This window comes from Actinoallomurus sp. NPDC052274, from assembly GCF_040679475.1.
Taxonomy (GTDB): Bacteria; Actinomycetota; Actinomycetes; order Streptosporangiales; family Streptosporangiaceae; genus Actinoallomurus; species Actinoallomurus liliacearum.
The window spans coordinates 1-15073 of sequence record NZ_JBFAUT010000110.1 but is presented as its reverse complement, the minus strand read 5'-3'; the positions used below and the strand labels follow the sequence as shown (position 1 = coordinate 15073).

Below are 15073 nucleotides of genomic sequence, written 5' to 3'. Positions count from 1 at the left end.
GTCCGTGAGCGACCGCTCGTGCGGCGGCGACACCGGTGGCGGCGGTGGCTCGTGCTCGTATCCCCCGCGCGCCGGGTTCTCGTACTGCGGACCCTAGCCCAGTCGACGTTCTGCATGGCCAGCCAGACCCCCCGCCGCCCGGCGGCCCGCGCGATGGAGGGACGCAGGGCCCGGTCCGCCCGGCCCTTGTGCAGCAGGTCCGGGAGCAGTCGCGGCGGCACCCTGTGGCCGCTCCGGGCGGCCGCCTCCAGCCACTCCGCGAGGACGCGGGTGTGCTCACCGGCCAGGATCCGCCGCAACCGATCGGCCGCGGCCGGCGACACGACGGGTACGGTCTCCGCCGGGGCCGGCGCGGTCGGCTCCGCGGTGACCGGCCGCCACCCGGCCCGCCTGCGCACCGTCAGCAGCGCCGCCTGGTCCAGCAGCCGGGCCGCCGGATCGGCCGGGCCGGCGGGCGCCTCATCGAGCGGCGGGACCGGCCGCCGTCGCGTCCCCAGGAGCGCGGCGCTCACGTGCTCGTTCCAGGCGCTCACCGGCCCACGGCCCCTTCCTCCGCGTGCCACGCGCAGGGCGGCACGGGTCCGCGTAGCGACCGCCTCCGGTCGTTCACCGGGCCGCGGTCCCTTCTTCCGCGTGCCGCGGGGGCGTGCGGCAGCGGTCCGCGCGGTGACCGTCTCCGGGTGTTCACAGGACCACGGTCCCTTCCTCCGGCTGCCACGCGGACAGCGGCACCAGGCCGCGCGGCGACCACTCACCGGAGACGGTGAGCGGCCGGCCGCCGGAGACGGCCCACAGCCGCCAGACGTCGGCCGCGCGCAGCGGGAGCGCGGCCCCGTCCGCGTCGACCAGGCAGGGGCCGCCCGCCGTGTTCCGGGCGGGCCGTACGCCGGCGAGCACGGCCGGCCACCGCTCCAGCCAGGGATCGCGGGCCAGCGCGTCGGCGTACTCGCGGAGCAGGCCCGCCACGGTCGTGCCGCGCGGCGGCCGGCGTACGGGCGCGGCGTGGCGGGCGGCCACGAGCGCGCGCAGCGGCAGCGCCCCGGGATGGAAGGCCAACTCGGCGTCGAGTGTGTCGCCGACGGTGAGGGAGGCGTCCAGCGCCCGCCCCGGCGCGGCGAAGGACAGCACGAGCGCGGACCGTCCGGTGTCTCGACCGCGCAGCCAGACGCGGCGGGTCACGAGCCGGTCCTGCTCGACGTCACGGCACCCCGCGACGTACCAGAGGTCCCGTACCGTGTCGCCCGCCAGGACCTCCTCCTGGCTCACCGTGAACCCGACCCGCGACCGTACGGTGGCCCGGAGCGGCTCGGGCAGCTCGTCGCGGCGCCGGAAGGCCGTGACCAGCAGCCGCAGCAGGGCGTACTCCTCCAGCAAGCGCTCGGGTCGGCCGTCGGCGGGAAGCGCGCCGAGCTCCCGCACCCGGGACGCCGGCGCGCCGGCCTGGGCGTCGACCAGCCGGCGCGCGACGTCGTCCCACACCGAGAACGGGGCGCGGTGGTGGTGCGCGAGGCCCTCGGTCACCTGGTCCCGCAGCCACCGGTCGAGCTCCTCGAGCCCGGCGGCGACCCGCCGCTCGCGCTGCGCGGCCGTCTTCGGGGGCCCCGCCGGCGCGTCGTCTCCGGTGGCGTGCCGGCCGGGCGCGTCGTGCGGACGCTCCCGCCCCACCCGTTCGATCACATGCTCGACGCTATCGGCGCCCGCCGACATTCGGGGCGAACCTCCGCCCGGCCCATGCGCGAATCTCAGCCGACGGGCGCGATCCGGCGGGTGAGCAGATCGATGACGCCCGTGGTGTCCTCGTCACCGTGCCCGTCGGCGAGACGCCGTTTCATCAGGTCGACGTACGGGGCGAGCAGTTCGGGGCTCACCCCCTGCTCCTCGGCCGTGCGCAGCAGCGTCGCCGTGCCCGCCACCTGCATGGCGAGGTTCGAGACGACGCCCTCGGTGTAGTCGCCGCTCGTCAGGTGCTCGGCCGTTCCGTGCACCGAGGCGGTCATGGCGGTCAGCCAGCCCGTGAGCAGCGACGCGAACTCCTTCGGCGCGACGTCCTCCCCGCGGATCAGCGCGAACGCGTGCGCGGCCCCCGCGAACATCCCGTACATCGCGCTCAGCAGGGCCACGTCGTGCAGGGCCGCCAGGCCGGGGTCCGCGCCGACGTACCGGGTGCCGAGCGGCACCTCCAGGACGTCTCGCCGCGCCTCGAACAGCGCCCGGGAGCCGCTGTAGAGGACGTAGCCGCCGGCGGCGGGCACTCCGACCATCGGCGGGACCGCCATGATCCCGCCGTCCAGGAAGCGGGCACCGCGCGACCGTGCCCACTCGGCACGCGTCCGCGCCTGGCCGGGCGTGCCGGTCGTGAGGTCGACCAGGTCCTTGCCGGTGAGGTCCGTGTCCGCGAGGGCGGTGCCGACCGAGGCGTCGTCGAGTAGGCAGACCACGACGAGGTCGTTCGCGGCGACGGCCTCGGCGGCGGTGGCGGCTACCGTCGCGCCCGCGGCGGCGAGCGGTTCGGCCCGGGCGGCGGTGCGGTTCCACACGGTGAGCGGATGCCCGGCGGCGAGCCAGGCGCGGGCGAGCGCGGTGCCCATGGTGCCGAGCCCGAGAATCGTGAGAGGGGTTCTGTTCGAGTTCATGCTGGTTAGGCTCGTGGGCGGGCCCGAAGGTGAACAAGTACGCACTTTGAGGTGGGTGGTCACCTCCGGGTAAGCGAGCAGGCAGGAGGGGTGGAGAGTTGGCGACCGTGCGAAGGCCCGGGGCCTACGTCTGCGGCATCGACGCGGCGATGGACGTCATCGGCGGGAAGTGGAAGGTGCTCATCCTCTGGGCCCTCAACGAGCGCCCCTGCCGGTTCGGCGAGCTGCGCCGGCACCTGCCGGGCGTCACGGAGAAGGTCCTCGCCTCGCACCTGCGCGAACTCGAGGAGGACGGCATCGTGCGCCGCGAGGCGTACGACGAGGTGCCGCCTCGTGTGGAGTACTCCCTGACCCCGCTCGGCGTCTCACTGAACACCGCGCTCGCCCCTCTCGGCGCGTGGGGCCGGGAGAACATCCTCGGCGGGACCTACCCCCACCCCACGGGCGAGGAGCAGCCCGCCCACGGCGTGAGGTGAGCCACGGCGTTCTTCACGGCCGCCGCCGGCTGTCCGGCGCTCAGGAGCCGAAGAACTCCCCGAGGAGCCCTTGCCCGTCGTCCGGGGGGCTCGCCGGAGCCCCGCTCTCCGCGAGATACCGATCCACCTGGCGGCGGTCGTAACCCCGAAGCGCCATGTCGAAGACGGGAGGGGGCGTCGTTCCGGCGGGCTCCTGCGCGAGCCGCCGGAGATACTCGTCGACCTGGCGGCGGTTGTAGCCGCGCAACACGATGTCGAACGCCTGGTTCATCCGGACCTCCTGGGCCTTGATCATCCTTAGTAGGACGGTCGCGCGGATGGTCCGGTTTCCGCGGCGCCGATTGGACCTGTGGCCGGACCGGCGCCTGACCTACCGTGCGTGCGGTGACACATCCGATCCTGTTCCTGCTGGCGTCGCTCACTCTCGTCGCCATCCCAGGGCCGAACCACCTGTACATCACGACACGGAGCGTGGGCGAAGGGCGTCGCGCCGGCATCGCCTCGGCGTTCGGCGTCGAGACCGGCACGCTGGTGCACGTCGCCGCGGCGGCGGCCGGCCTGTCCGCGCTCGTGGCCGCCTCGGCGACGGCGTTCGAGGCGCTGCGTTACGCGGGCGCCGCCTACCTGCTCTACCTCGCCGTACGGACCCTGCGAAGCGGCGACCACGACGGTCCGGCGCTGGAGCCGCGGCCGCTCCACCGCGTCTACCTCGACGGAGTGCTGGTCAACCTCCTGAACCCGAAGGTGATCCTCTTCTTTCTGGCGTTCCTGCCGCAGTTCGTGGACGAGGGCATGGGGGCGGTGCCCGCGCAGATCGTCGTCATGGGCTGCGCGACGGCCCTCATCGGGCTCGCCTCCGACCTCGCGTACGCCGTCGCGGCCGGGTCGCTCGGGCACCGGCTGCGCGGCAGCCGGGCGTTCCGGCGCAGGCAGCGGTACGTGACCTGCGCCGTCTATCTCGGGCTCGGCGCGCTCACCGTGTTCGCCGGCCCCGGCCACCGGCGGAGGTGACGGCACCGCCGCCCATCACCGTATGGCGTAATTCGCTCACGTTCGGCGAACGGGAACGGTCAAGGCCTCAGCGCGGACCCAGCTCTCGGACGAGCGCGGTGAGGGTCGCGCCCAGGGGGGCGTCCAGGGTCAGCAGCGCCTCGGCGTCGCCCCGGGTGGCGCCGCGGTTGACGATCGCCACCGGTATCGAGCGCTCCGCCGCCCGGCGGACGAACCGGTAGCCGGACATCACCGTCAGCGAGGACCCGAGGACGAGCAGCGTGCCCGCGCGTTCGGTCAGGGTGTAGCAGTCGTCGACGCGCGGGCGCGGGACGTTCTCGCCGAAGAAGATGACGTCCGGCTTCAGCACGCCACCGCAGTTCAGGCAGGCGACCGTGGTGAACGAGTCGATCCGGTCGTCGTCGAGGACGGCGTCGCCGTCCGGGTTGATCACGGTGGCCTCGGCGTCCCAGCCGGGGTTGGCCGCGTGCAGGCGGTCGTCCAGCGCCTCGCGCGGGGTGCGCCGACCGCATCCGAGGCAGAGGACGCGGTCGAGGCTGCCGTGCAGTTCGATGACGTCCCGGGCACCGGCGGCCTGGTGCAGGCCATCGACGTTCTGCGTGATGATGCCGGCGACCAGGCCACGACGCTGCAGCTCGGCCACTGCCCGATGGCCGGGGTTGGGCGCGGCCCGCGCGACGTGCCGCCACCCGAGGTGGCTGCGGGCCCAGTAGCGGCGGCGGGCCGCTTCGCTGCCGACGAAGGTCTGGTACGTCATCGGCTCGGCCCGCCGGCGGCGCCCGGTCTCCCCCCGGTAGTCGGGAATCCCGGACTCGGTGGACAGGCCGGCTCCGCTGAGGACCACGACGTCACCGTCGGCGACCAGGTCGACCAGCATCGCGAAGGCGGTGTCGAACGTCGGATCCGCTCCGAGGAGCACCGTCCCACCGTGTCCGCCGACGGACCGACCGCCCTCGTTCTCCGCCCCAGTCACTCTTCCATGATGCTCGATGACCACCCCTGCCCGGGACGCCGGGGGAGGCGGGTGATCGTCAGAGGATGCCTCTACGATGCGGTCCGTCATGACCACCCGGTGCCGAGGATGACCTGATGGCGAACCAGCGCGTTGCACGGGCCCTGGAGTCGATGCGGAGCCCGGATCCGGCGCTCCGCGCGCAGGGCTTCGACTTCCTGCGCGAACACGCGGACGCGTACGTCGAGGAGATCGTCGTCGCGTTCGGCCAGGAGCGGGACGACGACCTGCGCTGCCTGCTGCTCGAACTCGTCGCCGAGGCCCGGTCACCCGACGCCCTGGCGTTCCTGGCCGACCAGCTCGACAACGACGACGAGTCGCTGCGGTTCTGGGCCATCCGGGGCCTGGAGATGCTCGACAGCGCCCCGGCCCGTCAGGCCCTCCACCGCGCACGCGTCAACGGCTGGATCGCCTGACGGCGCACGCCACCGTGCGTCTGGGGCGCGTGGGAGCGGGCCGGCGGGTGTGGTCCTGAACGCCCACGTGGACGTCCGCGCCGGACCACCGGACGTTCCGTCCCCCGCCGTGGCAGCGGGCCCGGCGTGACACGACCTGCCGGCCGTGGCCCCCTGACGCGGGCGCACGGCCGAAGGTCGTCGGTCGGCAGAACGGCGGGTCAGCCGTTGCAGCCGCAGGAGCATCCCTTGGAGCAGGAGCAGCTGGACCCGTGACCGCATGAACATCCGCGTCTCATGCCCCGAGCGTGCGCCCACCGACCGCCGAGAGCAAGGGCAGAATCCTGTTACCCGCATCACCGCGAGAGCGGCCGATCACCCGCCGACGGAGACGCCCGCCTTCGCGCGAGCCCAGCGGCGAGAGCCAGCGGGCGTAAGGCTCGGTGAAGCCACCGGAATCCGGTCCTTCATCGGGACGAATCAACCGGCAGGGCGAGCTTTCGCCGAGCCTTGCGCCCGGCCCCGAGTGCGTGAGAGCGGTCGGCCGTGATCGTTGGCGGATGCGGTCGATAGAGGGCGGCATCCGCCAGCGATCATCGCGGAGGACCGGCCGGTCAGGACGTCAGTGCCTGCGCGCTTAGTGCAGGAGAGCATCGCCGACCCAGGAGCAGGCCGGCCACCCGAAATCCGGCCGCGCTCCCTCGTCACGTTCGTTCTTCGGCCCTGGCGAGCGCATCTTCATATTCCCGAGCCCATTCCGCGCCGCGCTGCTCGGTCGGCATCCCGGCCAGGCCCTCGGTGAGCATCTCCACGGCGTCCCGGTATTCGCCGACTCCGACGAGCGCCATGCCTATGTTCAGGCGGAAGAAGCCGTCGGTGTACCAGTACACCGACGGCGGCGGCTCGCCGGCTTCGTCGGCGAGGTGGGCCGCTGTGTCGAGCAGACGGCGCACCCGATCGCGGTCACCGAGCGCCGCGTGTCCCTGGGCTGCCTGAAGGGTGTCGAAGGTCCGCTGCGACAGATGCACGCCGGGGGTGGCCAGCGCTGCCGACGCCGCACGGACCACCGCGCGGGGTCGGCCCTGCTGCCGCGCGACATAGCCACGAAACGACGTGGCCAGCGCCGCCCCGGTCCCGTAGTCGACGTCATCGGCGAGTTCCTCGGCACGGTGGAACAGCGCGAGCGCGCGTGCGTCCTGTCGGACCGCGGCATGCAACCAACCGGAGAAGATGGTCCAGTCGGCCGTGATGACCGCCAGCTCGTCCCGGTACGGGCCTGAGGCGTGCCGAAGCATGTCCATTACGGTGGCCATCTGAGCTACGGCAGGCTGCAGGAGCGGTGCCGGGCCGATCGCGTCCTCCAACCTGCGTTCGCCCGCGAGGATCGTTGAGAGCGCATCGATGACTCCGGCGTCACGCCGCCACGGACGAGCGAGGGCGAGACTCAACCGTTCCTCGTCGTCCGGGGTGACTCGGTCGTCGAACTCGATGGCGAGGGCGCGCCATGGAACTGCGGGCGCTTCCTTGCCGACCCCGAAGAGGTCTTCTTCCGCTAATCCGAAAGCGCGTGCGTACAGCATGCGGTAGCGCTCAGAGATGCCCACGGCGCCGCGTTCCCACCTTTTGACGTATCCGAGAAGGGTCTCGTGATCCGGAAGGCTGGCCCGGGCGTCGCCGGCGGCGTGAGCGAGCCGCCGCGCCATTTCTGGTTTGTCCCAACCGCGCGCTTTGCGTTCCGCGCGAATCCGCGAAGTCCAAATCTTCCGAACGTCGACCATGGTCTGCGTTCACCTCACCGAGCAACGTGGGGCAGGGCTTCGTGCCCCGCACTGCCTCGCATTGTCGCCTACCGGCACGGTAATCACCGCCTATTGACGGTTCGTGATCGAATTCGGAAATTGTGCATCGAGATCGATTCCTCGGGCCAGTCATTCGTGTGGCGCCGGGACGATCATGATCACCACCGGATGGACGACCCGACCGGAGCCGCCATCCGTATCGCCGAGTACCTCAAAGAACGTATTGCGCCGGACCGGCATCGTGGCGTGTGATCCGATGGCGACGCTGCACCGGCGGTTCCCGGGACTGGTGATCTGGCTCGGTCATCGGACGAGCACCTGGTGGGCCGTCGTTTCTTGCCCGGGCGGCTGGCGGCTTGTAGGAGCCGCTGATCCGGAAGAACTGACGCGGGCGATCGTCCAGGCGCCATCGTGGCCCTGGCCGTCACCGCGCCAGGGCGCACGTTGGACATTGGGTGCGAAGGTCCTGCCGTGCGGGAGTGGTCGGCCGTGATCGTTGGCGGATGCGGTCGATAGAGGGCGGCATCCGCCAGCGATCACTGCGGGAGGAGCGGCCGGTCAGGACGTCAGTGCCCGCGCTCGTAGTGCAGGAGGACGGTTCTGCCGTCGAAGGTGCGGGAGTCGACGAGCGTCAGGTCGAGGCGGTCCTTCAGGCCCGGGAGCAGCCGCGGGCCGCCGCCGAGGACGACGGGGTGGACGACGACGCGGACGTCGTCGAGCAGGCCGAGTTCGGTCAGTGACGCGGCGGCCTCCGAACCGCCGGTCAGCAGGATGTCCCCGCCCGGCCGCCGCTTCAGTTCCGCGACCTCCTCGGGGAGGTTCCTCCCGATGACACGGGCGCCGTGGTCGGCCTTGTCCAGGGTGCGGGACATCACGACCTTCGGCGTTCGGCGCCAGTAGGGCGCGAACGTCCGGGCATGGTCGTCGGCGGTGGTGGGGTCCGCGTCCGCCGTCGGCCAGTAGGAGACCATGCCCTCCCAGACCACGCGCCCGTACAGGAGGGTGTCGACCTGCTCGTTCATCGCGTTCGAGTAGCCGAACAGTTCCGGACCCACCGTCGGCCAGTCGAACTCTCCGCCCGGCCCCGCGACGTGCCCGTCGATCGACGTGTGGACCCAGTAAACGATCTTTCGCATGGCGAGCTCCTCGGTTCGTGGTCGCGTCTCCGGCGGGCGCCGTCACGGGGGAGTCGGAGCCGCCGAGGGATTCTCGACATCACGGCGGAGAGGTTTTTGCCGGGTTCCTGAAAGATCTTCCTGACTCGGGAGCACCGCCTACAATTTTTACCTTTTTGTCCTGTTCTGGATCTCGATTGCCGGATGTCCGCTCCTGTACGATTCCCGGCACTTGGGCGCTGACCTGCGGTTTCTTCGCCCGGGTCCCCAGAACAGGAGTGCTCGTGACGATGCGGTGGACGGCGAGGGTGGCGGTGCTCACCGTGTGCGGACTGGCGGCCGGGGTGGTGCCGCCCGGGCTCGCCGCGCGGGCGGCCTCCGGCCGGACTCCGGCGGCGACTCCCGGGCCGGTGGCGGGGCAGCCCGGCGGGGACGGGAAGGGCACCTCGGTCGTCCGGCCGGGACCCACCTTCAACTCGCCCCAGGCCGGCTCCGCCAAGCGGGACGCGATCGCCGACCAGGTCGCCCGGCTGATCGCCGGGACGCCGGCCGGGGAGACGATCGCCGTGGCGATGTACCACTTCGCGAGCCTGGACACCGCTCGGCAGTTGGTCGCGGCCAGCCGGCGCAAGGTCCACGTCCAGGTCGTGCTCGATCACGAGTCGACGGCCTACGTCGCGTACAAGAAGCTGCACGCCGGCCTCGGGACGAACACCGAGAAGCGGTCGTGGGTCGTCACCTGTCGCCGGGACCGCGGTTGCATCGGCCCCAGTTTCAACCACAACAAGTTCTTCCTGTTCTCCTCGACGCTGGGTGCCAAGGACGTCGTGGTGCAGACCTCGGCCAACGCCACGGACGGCGCTCGCGACACCCAGTGGAACGACGCGCTCACCATCCAGGACGCCGGGGTGCACGCCGCCTACCTGCGCTACTTCCAGGACCTCGCCGCCCAGCACACGACCGGGGACTACCACCGCACCGTGCGGGCCGGGGCGTACCGGCTCGACTTCTTCCCGTGGGCGAAGGGCGATCCGATCAGCGACGCCCTCGACAAGGTGTCCTGCGCGGGCGGTACGCGCCTGCGGCTGAGCGTGGGCCACTTCACGTGGAAGCCGATCGCCGCGAAGCTCTGGAAGCTCGACGACGAGGGCTGCCGCGTGCAGGTGGTCTTCGACCAGATCGGCCGGCGGGTCGCCCGCCGGCTGACGAAACCGGGCGGGCGTAACGGGAACCCCGAGATCCGCTACCTGTCGGAGAACGCCCACGTCTACGCGCACTCCAAGTACCTGCTGATCGACGGCGGCTACCAGGGGACCCGGCAGAAGGTCGTCTTCACCGGCAGCCCCAACTACACCGAGGTCGGCTTCCACGCGCACGACGAGGCGATGATCACGATCGCGGACGGCGCGATGGAGGACCGGTACGCTGCCAACTTCGACGGGGTCTTCGACCACGCCCACCCGGTGAAGGCCACCGACGTCAACTCCGTGCCGGAGGCGGTGTACGACCAGGGCGGCGACAGCACGCCCGTCGCGGCCGAGTGACGCGGGTACGGCGCGGTCAGGCGGACGGCGGGTCGGCGGGGACCGGGACGGACGGGTCCTCGGCGGGCTCGCTCACGGCGTCCGGGGCGGTGCCGCCGACCGCCAGGCCGAGGACGGCCGCGAGGACGCACACCCCCGCGGTCGCCCAGAAGACGTCGGCGTACTCGGTGTGCAGGGCGGTCTTCACCGCGGCCAGGTAGGCGGCCATGCGGCGGGCGAACTCCGCCGATGACACGCCGATCGGCAGCGGTGTGACGAGGTGCGCGGTCAGCGCGTGGTAACGGAAGAAACCCCAGGCGCTCAGGACCGCCACGCCGAGCAGCATGCCCATCATCCGGGCGACCACGACGGCGGCCGACACGACGCCGTGCCGTACGGCCGGGACGGCCCGCAGCGCCACCGACGACAGCGGCGCGATCACCAGGCCCAGACCCAGCCCGGCGACGGCGAGGTCCACGCCGACCCGGGAGACGGCGAACAGCCCCAGGTCGTAATGGAGACCCTCGGCCCGCACCGGCCAGGCGGCGATCCGGGCGTAGCCGCCGGCGGCCACGAGCATGCCGGCGGCGATGATCCAGCGTTCGGGGCACCGCCGGGCGAGCAGCCCGCCGGCCAGCGCGGTCACCGCCAGCGGGACGAGGAAGCGGGCGAGCAGGAAGGCGCCGCCGGTCGAGTTCCGGCCGAACAGCGTCTGCGCGATCAGCTGGACGTCGACGAGCGTGATCATCAGGGCCGCTCCCGACAGCAGGCTGACGCCGAGGACGGCGAACAGCCCGCCGCGCCGGGCGCCGCGCAGGTCGAGCAGCCGGGTCCGGGCCCGCGCCTCCCAGCCGGCGAACGCGACGATCACCACGACTCCGGCGATGACGCACGGCACTCCCCACGAGGGCAGCGCCGACCGCTGCGGGTCCGGGTTGTACAGGCCGGCGACGAGCAGACCCAGCCCGCCGGCCAGCAGCAGACCCCCGATCACGTCGACGCGCGTCGACGCGGTCGGGCGTCCCCGTGGCACGGCCCACCAGACCGCAGCCATGGCCAGCAGCGTGATCGGGATGTTGATCCAGAAGATGCCGCGCCAGCCGACCAGCGCGGCCACCCCGGCCCCGTACAGCGGGCCGAGGACGCTGCCCAGCTCCTGCAGCGCGCCGACCGCGCCGAGCACGGTGGACCGGCGCCGCTCGTCCCACAGGTCGCCCGCCAGCGCCATCGTGATCGGCAGCAGGGCCCCGCCGGCCAGGCCCTGGATCCCGCGCCCGGCGATCAGCACGGGCAGGGAGCCGGCCAGCGCCGTCACGGCCGAGCCCGCGGCGAATCCCGCCAGGCACGCCTGCACCATGACCTGACGGCCGAACCGGTCGGACAGCATGCCGAGCAGCGGCATGCCCGCGACATAACCGAGCAGGAACGCCGTGACGACCAGACTCGCGTGCTCGATGTGGTTCACCGGAACGCCGAGGTCGCCGACCATCGTCACCAGGACGGTCACGACGACGTACGCGTCGATGGCGGCGAGCAGGACGACCACGCCGCCGACGCCGAGGGCGATCCGCCGGGATCCGCCCGGCCGCCTCAGGTTCACTTGGCCGGGGCGGTGATCGAGAAGGGCTTGTTGAAGTCGGTGAAGGTGACCGTGGCCGTGCCGGGCTTGTCGCCGCTCTTCGCGGGCACCTTCACGTCGGCCTTCAGCACGCGGTGGTCGGCCTTGGAGATCGACAGCTCCGCGGGCGTGTCGGCCGTGATGCCCGGGACGAGCCGCGACAGCGGTTCCTTCGCGAGCGTGGCGTCGACCTGGTAGCAGTCCTGCCCGGCGACCTTCTGCCGGCCCCTCGTGCTGGGGTTCTTGGCGGTGGACAGCAAGGGCACGAGCCCGCGGTCCGGGTCGAGGACGGCGGACGGGTCGTAGATCCCCGCGACCCGGGACAGGGGTTGTTGTTGCCATCCTCCGGTCAGGCCGCGCAGATAGGCGGTCTTGCCGAGGACGACGAAGTCCAACTGGATCGACAAACCCAGCTGGGTGGTCTTGGCCGACCCCTGGGCGTCGCCGTTGCGCAGCAGCTTCGCGTCCGCGCTGTCGACCTTGAGATCGGGATGACCCGAGGTGCGTAGTGCGAAGGCCAGGCTGGTCACCGCCCGCGTCGCGGTGGCCGCCTGCTGGAGCAGTGTCCCGCCGGGCGGGTTCTTCTCGGATCCGCCGCCACCGCCGCATCCGGTGGTGGCCAGGGCGGACGTGAGCGCGACGAGGCAGGCGAGCTTCGCCCGGAGTGATGACATACGGGAAACATATCGATCCCGGTGGCCCCGACGTGGGCGCATGGCCGCTCTCGGGCCGCGTCGTCCCGCCGATGGACGGTGCGTCGCGGCCCCGGCCCGCGTCCTCTCGCCGACGCGGGGGATGCCCGGTCCTCGGCTCTGGTCGTCGCGCCGGCGGGAGGGGCGCTGCCGCCGGCCCGCGGCCACTACCGAATCGGGCGAAACGCCCGCTATCCGGATGTCTCGTCCTTACACTCCGGACCGTGGACAACCCCGCCGAGGTGTTGGTCGTCGACGACGATCCGATGGTGGCCGAGGTGGTCACCGCGTATCTGACCCGCGCCGGCCTGCGGGTCCGCCGCGCGGCCGACGGCCCCTCGGCGGTGGCGTCGGCCGAGGCGCACCTCCCGGATCTGGTGGTGCTGGACCTGATGCTGCCCGGACTGGACGGCTTCGAGGTGTACCGCCGGATCCGCGAACTCGGCCCGGTCCCGGTGATCATGCTGACCGCGCGCGGGACGGAGGGCGACCGGGTACGGGGGCTGGAACTCGGCGCCGACGACTACGTCACCAAGCCGTTCAGCCCTCGGGAACTCGTGCTGCGCGCCCGGTCCGTACTCCGCCGCGCGTACCCGCCTCCCGTGGAGACGCCCGAAGCGCCGCCCGTGCCCGCGACCCGGACCGTCGGCGACCTCACGCTCGACGTCGCCGGCCGCCGGGCCGCCAAGGCGGACGAGCCGCTGGCGCTGACGAGCCGGGAGTTCGACCTGCTCGCCTTCTTCGCCGACCATCCCGGGCAGGTCTTCACGAGGACCGAACTGCTTCAGCACGTCTGGGGCTGGGAGTTCGGCGACGAGTCGACCGTCACGGTGCACGTCCGGCGGCTCCGCGAGAAGGTCGAGGACGACCCGCACCGGCCCCGGCTCATCGTCACGGTCTGGGGCGTCGGCTACCGCTTCGACCCGGGACCGAACGCCGCCGATACGTCGGCGGAAGGCGGGGCACCGCATGAGTGACGATGTCTGCGTCATCGTGATCGGCGGTGGCTCCGCCGCGGCGGTCGGGCTCGTCGGCCTGGCGGTGATGCGGGCGCTGCGCGGCAGGTCCCTGCGGCTCGCGCTGTTCGCGCTTGCGGTGTCCAGCGTGCTGGCCATGGTGACGGGTACCGTCGTCGCGGCGCAGGAGATGTTCATCTCTCCGGAGGACTTCGGCGTCGTCCTGACCGTCTGCCTCGCCTCCGGCGTCGTCACCTCGGCGATGGCCCTGCTGCTGGCGCGTGCCATGGTCGCCGACAGCCGTACGCTGCGCCGCGCCGTACGAGCTCTGGGGCACGGGGCCGCGCCCGGGGCCGACGGGAGCCTGTCGACGGCGGAGATGGGCGAGCTGAGCCGGGAGCTCAGCCTCACCAGCGCGCGGCTGGCCCAGGCACGGGAGCGGGAGCGCGGCCTCGAGCGCTCCCGCCGGGAACTCGTCGCCTGGGTCTCCCACGATCTGCGGACGCCGCTCGCCGGGCTGCGGGCCATGGTCGAGGCGCTGGAGGACGGCGTGGCGCCCGAGCCGGCCCGCTACCACACGCAGATGCGGCTCGCCGTCGACCGCCTGTCCGGCATGGTCGACGACCTGTTCATGCTGTCCCGCATCCACGCCGGGGCGCTCGCCCTCTCCCCGGAGTGGGTCGCCCTGGCCGACCTGGTCGACCATGCGGTCGCCGGGACCAACCCGCTCGCCCGGGCGCAGGGCGTCCTGCTGGGCGCCGAGGTCGGCGACCCGGTCGTCGTACGGGCGGACGTGCGGGAACTCTCGCGGGCGCTGACCAACCTGGTGGTCAACGCGATCCGGCACACGCCCTCGGCCGGTTCCGTGCTCGTCGAGGTCGGCCGGCGCCACCAGCACGCGGTCCTGGCGGTGTCCGACGCGTGCGGCGGCATCCCGCCCGACGACCTGGGCCGGGTCTTCGACGTCGCCTGGCGCGGCACCACCGCCCGTACCCCCGAACCCGACTCCGGGGCGGGCCTGGGCCTGGCGATCGTACGCGGCATCGTCGAGGCGCACTCCGGCGCGGTCGAGGTGCGCAACACCGACCACGGCTGCCGGTTCGAGGTGCGGCTCCCGCTGTCCGCGGTCCCGTACGGCGCGTGACGGGTACGGCGCGTCGCCGCAGCTCACAGTACGAACGACGCCGTGGGCACCGGCGGCCGCGAAATATTACGAGATTCGAACACGGCCGCCGCTGAGCCCTGCGGGCCGTGGCCGCTCCCTACATTCCTCAGCGGCACTACCGGTGCGCGATCGCGAATCAGGCGGGGCGCGGCGTCGCACGGCAGTCCCGCCAGGCGGTCCCTGTACGGGGCCGCGGACGACGGACCAGGGAGCGACCCCGTGCGGAGAACGACGAAGGCCGCCGGCCTGAGCCTGGCCGTGCTGACCACGGCCGGCGTGGCGATCGCCACAGCGTCCCCGCGTGGCCTGACCACGGTCACGAGCGATCCCCGCGGACCACGCCGCGAGCCTCGCCGGTCTCTCGAGAGGACACCGAATGTCGTACCTGGAAAGGTCGAACTGGAAGGACCCGAACCGCTCGCGGCGGTTCCGTCTGTTCATCCCGCTCGTGGTCGCGCTGGTCCTCGCCGCCGGTTCGGCCGTGGCCCTCACCACGAAGATGGGGCTCACGGCGTTCGGCGGCGCGCCCAACTGTCCGGGCGCGAGCGCCACACCGACCCACCGAACACCCAGGACCGGCCCCGGCCGCCGCAGGCTCCCGCGCAAGGGAGCCGAGGAGGTCAAGGTCGGGGCCACGCCCGCCGCCTCGCCGTCCGTTCCCCCGCCCGACGGCGCGGC

The 15073-nt window shown here is 72.6% G+C and carries 17 protein-coding genes; 8 read left to right on the top strand and 9 right to left on the bottom strand.

From position 1 onward, the window contains the following. From AB0K82_RS43640 to AB0K82_RS43630, 3 genes are all read right to left on the bottom strand, one after another. Positions 1 to 533: DUF5691 domain-containing protein (locus tag AB0K82_RS43640; RefSeq protein ID WP_364409381.1), on the bottom strand; the 533-nt coding region annotated here is incomplete at its 3' end. Positions 534 to 684: 151 nt separating this feature from the next. Then, on the bottom strand, positions 685 to 1677 hold the full coding sequence (locus tag AB0K82_RS43635; RefSeq protein WP_364409378.1) for an SWIM zinc finger family protein: 993 nt from the start codon (positions 1675 to 1677) through the stop codon (positions 685 to 687). Between the two features lie 65 nt (positions 1678 to 1742). Further along, positions 1743 to 2633 carry an NAD(P)-binding domain-containing protein gene (locus tag AB0K82_RS43630; protein WP_364409375.1) on the bottom strand — a complete coding sequence of 297 codons (891 nt, stop codon included), beginning with the start codon at positions 2631 to 2633 and terminating at the stop codon, positions 1743 to 1745. A gap of 98 nt (positions 2634 to 2731) precedes the next feature. On the opposite strand from AB0K82_RS43630, the gene AB0K82_RS43625 reads away from it, so the two are divergent. After that, positions 2732 to 3109, top strand: coding sequence for a helix-turn-helix domain-containing protein (locus tag AB0K82_RS43625; protein ID WP_364409372.1), 378 nt, complete (start codon positions 2732 to 2734; stop codon positions 3107 to 3109). Between the two features lie 40 nt (positions 3110 to 3149). Here AB0K82_RS43625 and AB0K82_RS43620 read toward each other — a convergent pair whose 3' ends face one another. Then, positions 3150 to 3404 carry a DivIVA domain-containing protein gene (locus tag AB0K82_RS43620; protein WP_364409369.1) on the bottom strand — a complete coding sequence of 85 codons (255 nt, stop codon included), beginning with the start codon at positions 3402 to 3404 and terminating at the stop codon, positions 3150 to 3152. 89 nt (positions 3405 to 3493) lie between these two features. Here AB0K82_RS43620 and AB0K82_RS43615 point away from each other — a divergent pair, with 89 nt between their 5' ends. Continuing rightward, positions 3494 to 4120 carry a LysE family translocator gene (locus AB0K82_RS43615; protein ID WP_364409366.1) on the top strand — a complete coding sequence of 209 codons (627 nt, stop codon included), beginning with the start codon at positions 3494 to 3496 and terminating at the stop codon, positions 4118 to 4120. A gap of 67 nt (positions 4121 to 4187) precedes the next feature. Here the strand turns inward: AB0K82_RS43615 and AB0K82_RS43610 are convergent, their stop codons facing one another. Then, entirely contained in the window at positions 4188 to 4997 is an 810-nt protein-coding gene (locus AB0K82_RS43610) for an NAD-dependent protein deacetylase (RefSeq protein ID WP_364409387.1), read from the bottom strand. 212 nt (positions 4998 to 5209) lie between these two features. Here AB0K82_RS43610 and AB0K82_RS43605 point away from each other — a divergent pair, with 212 nt between their 5' ends. After that, complete coding sequence (locus AB0K82_RS43605; RefSeq protein WP_364409364.1) at positions 5210 to 5548, top strand: HEAT repeat domain-containing protein; 339 nt, start codon at positions 5210 to 5212, stop codon at positions 5546 to 5548. A gap of 683 nt (positions 5549 to 6231) precedes the next feature. On the opposite strand, the gene AB0K82_RS43600 is transcribed toward AB0K82_RS43605, so the two are convergent. Beyond that, complete coding sequence (locus AB0K82_RS43600) at positions 6232 to 7305, bottom strand: transcriptional regulator (protein ID WP_364409361.1); 1074 nt, start codon at positions 7303 to 7305, stop codon at positions 6232 to 6234. Between the two features lie 120 nt (positions 7306 to 7425). Between AB0K82_RS43600 and AB0K82_RS43595 the strand changes: the two genes are divergently transcribed. Then, complete coding sequence (locus AB0K82_RS43595) at positions 7426 to 7578, top strand: hypothetical protein (protein WP_364409358.1); 153 nt, start codon at positions 7426 to 7428, stop codon at positions 7576 to 7578. A 314-nt stretch (positions 7579 to 7892) separates the two neighbouring features. Here AB0K82_RS43595 and AB0K82_RS43590 read toward each other — a convergent pair whose 3' ends face one another. Then, entirely contained in the window at positions 7893 to 8462 is a 570-nt protein-coding gene (locus tag AB0K82_RS43590) for a dihydrofolate reductase family protein (protein ID WP_364409355.1), read from the bottom strand. Positions 8463 to 8731: 269 nt separating this feature from the next. On the opposite strand from AB0K82_RS43590, the gene AB0K82_RS43585 reads away from it, so the two are divergent. After that, positions 8732 to 9985, top strand: coding sequence for a phospholipase D-like domain-containing protein (locus AB0K82_RS43585; protein ID WP_364409384.1), 1254 nt, complete (start codon positions 8732 to 8734; stop codon positions 9983 to 9985). A gap of 16 nt (positions 9986 to 10001) precedes the next feature. Here the strand turns inward: AB0K82_RS43585 and AB0K82_RS43580 are convergent, their stop codons facing one another. Together AB0K82_RS43580 and AB0K82_RS43575 are read right to left on the bottom strand one after the other, a co-directional pair. Beyond that, positions 10002 to 11564: an MFS transporter gene (locus AB0K82_RS43580; protein WP_364409352.1), complete on the bottom strand. Its 1563-nt coding sequence runs from the start codon at positions 11562 to 11564 to the stop codon at positions 10002 to 10004. After that, on the bottom strand, positions 11561 to 12256 hold the full coding sequence (locus AB0K82_RS43575) for an LppX_LprAFG lipoprotein (RefSeq protein WP_364409349.1): 696 nt from the start codon (positions 12254 to 12256) through the stop codon (positions 11561 to 11563). Before AB0K82_RS43575 ends, AB0K82_RS43580 begins: the two co-directional genes overlap by 4 nt. A gap of 242 nt (positions 12257 to 12498) precedes the next feature. Between AB0K82_RS43575 and AB0K82_RS43570 the strand changes: the two genes are divergently transcribed. The 3 genes from AB0K82_RS43570 to AB0K82_RS43560 all read left to right on the top strand — a co-directional run. Continuing rightward, positions 12499 to 13251, top strand: coding sequence for a response regulator transcription factor (locus AB0K82_RS43570; RefSeq protein WP_364409346.1), 753 nt, complete (start codon positions 12499 to 12501; stop codon positions 13249 to 13251). Beyond that, a complete protein-coding gene (locus AB0K82_RS43565) occupies positions 13244 to 14374 on the top strand; it encodes a HAMP domain-containing sensor histidine kinase (RefSeq protein WP_364409343.1) in 1131 nt (376 codons plus the stop codon). Before AB0K82_RS43570 ends, AB0K82_RS43565 begins: the two co-directional genes overlap by 8 nt. A gap of 397 nt (positions 14375 to 14771) precedes the next feature. Next, the coding region (locus AB0K82_RS43560; protein WP_364409340.1) for a hypothetical protein at positions 14772 to 15073 on the top strand (302 nt) is incomplete at its 3' end.

What these genes read in the sequence shown, in the direction of transcription:
- AB0K82_RS43630 (WP_364409375.1), bottom strand. Translation starts at nt 2,633, where the DNA reads ATGAACTCGAACAGAACCCCTCTCACGATTCTCGGGCTCGGCACCATG.
- AB0K82_RS43620 (WP_364409369.1), bottom strand. Translation starts at nt 3,404, where the DNA reads ATGATCAAGGCCCAGGAGGTCCGGATGAACCAGGCGTTCGACATCGTG.
- AB0K82_RS43610 (WP_364409387.1), bottom strand. Translation starts at nt 4,997, where the DNA reads ATGCTGGTCGACCTGGTCGCCGACGGTGACGTCGTGGTCCTCAGCGGA.
- AB0K82_RS43605 (WP_364409364.1), top strand. Translation starts at nt 5,210, where the DNA reads ATGGCGAACCAGCGCGTTGCACGGGCCCTGGAGTCGATGCGGAGCCCG.
- AB0K82_RS43600 (WP_364409361.1), bottom strand. Translation starts at nt 7,305, where the DNA reads ATGGTCGACGTTCGGAAGATTTGGACTTCGCGGATTCGCGCGGAACGC.
- AB0K82_RS43590 (WP_364409355.1), bottom strand. Translation starts at nt 8,462, where the DNA reads ATGCGAAAGATCGTTTACTGGGTCCACACGTCGATCGACGGGCACGTC.
- AB0K82_RS43585 (WP_364409384.1), top strand. Translation starts at nt 8,732, where the DNA reads ATGCGGTGGACGGCGAGGGTGGCGGTGCTCACCGTGTGCGGACTGGCG.
- AB0K82_RS43575 (WP_364409349.1), bottom strand. Translation starts at nt 12,256, where the DNA reads ATGTCATCACTCCGGGCGAAGCTCGCCTGCCTCGTCGCGCTCACGTCC.
- AB0K82_RS43565 (WP_364409343.1), top strand. Translation starts at nt 13,244, where the DNA reads ATGAGTGACGATGTCTGCGTCATCGTGATCGGCGGTGGCTCCGCCGCG.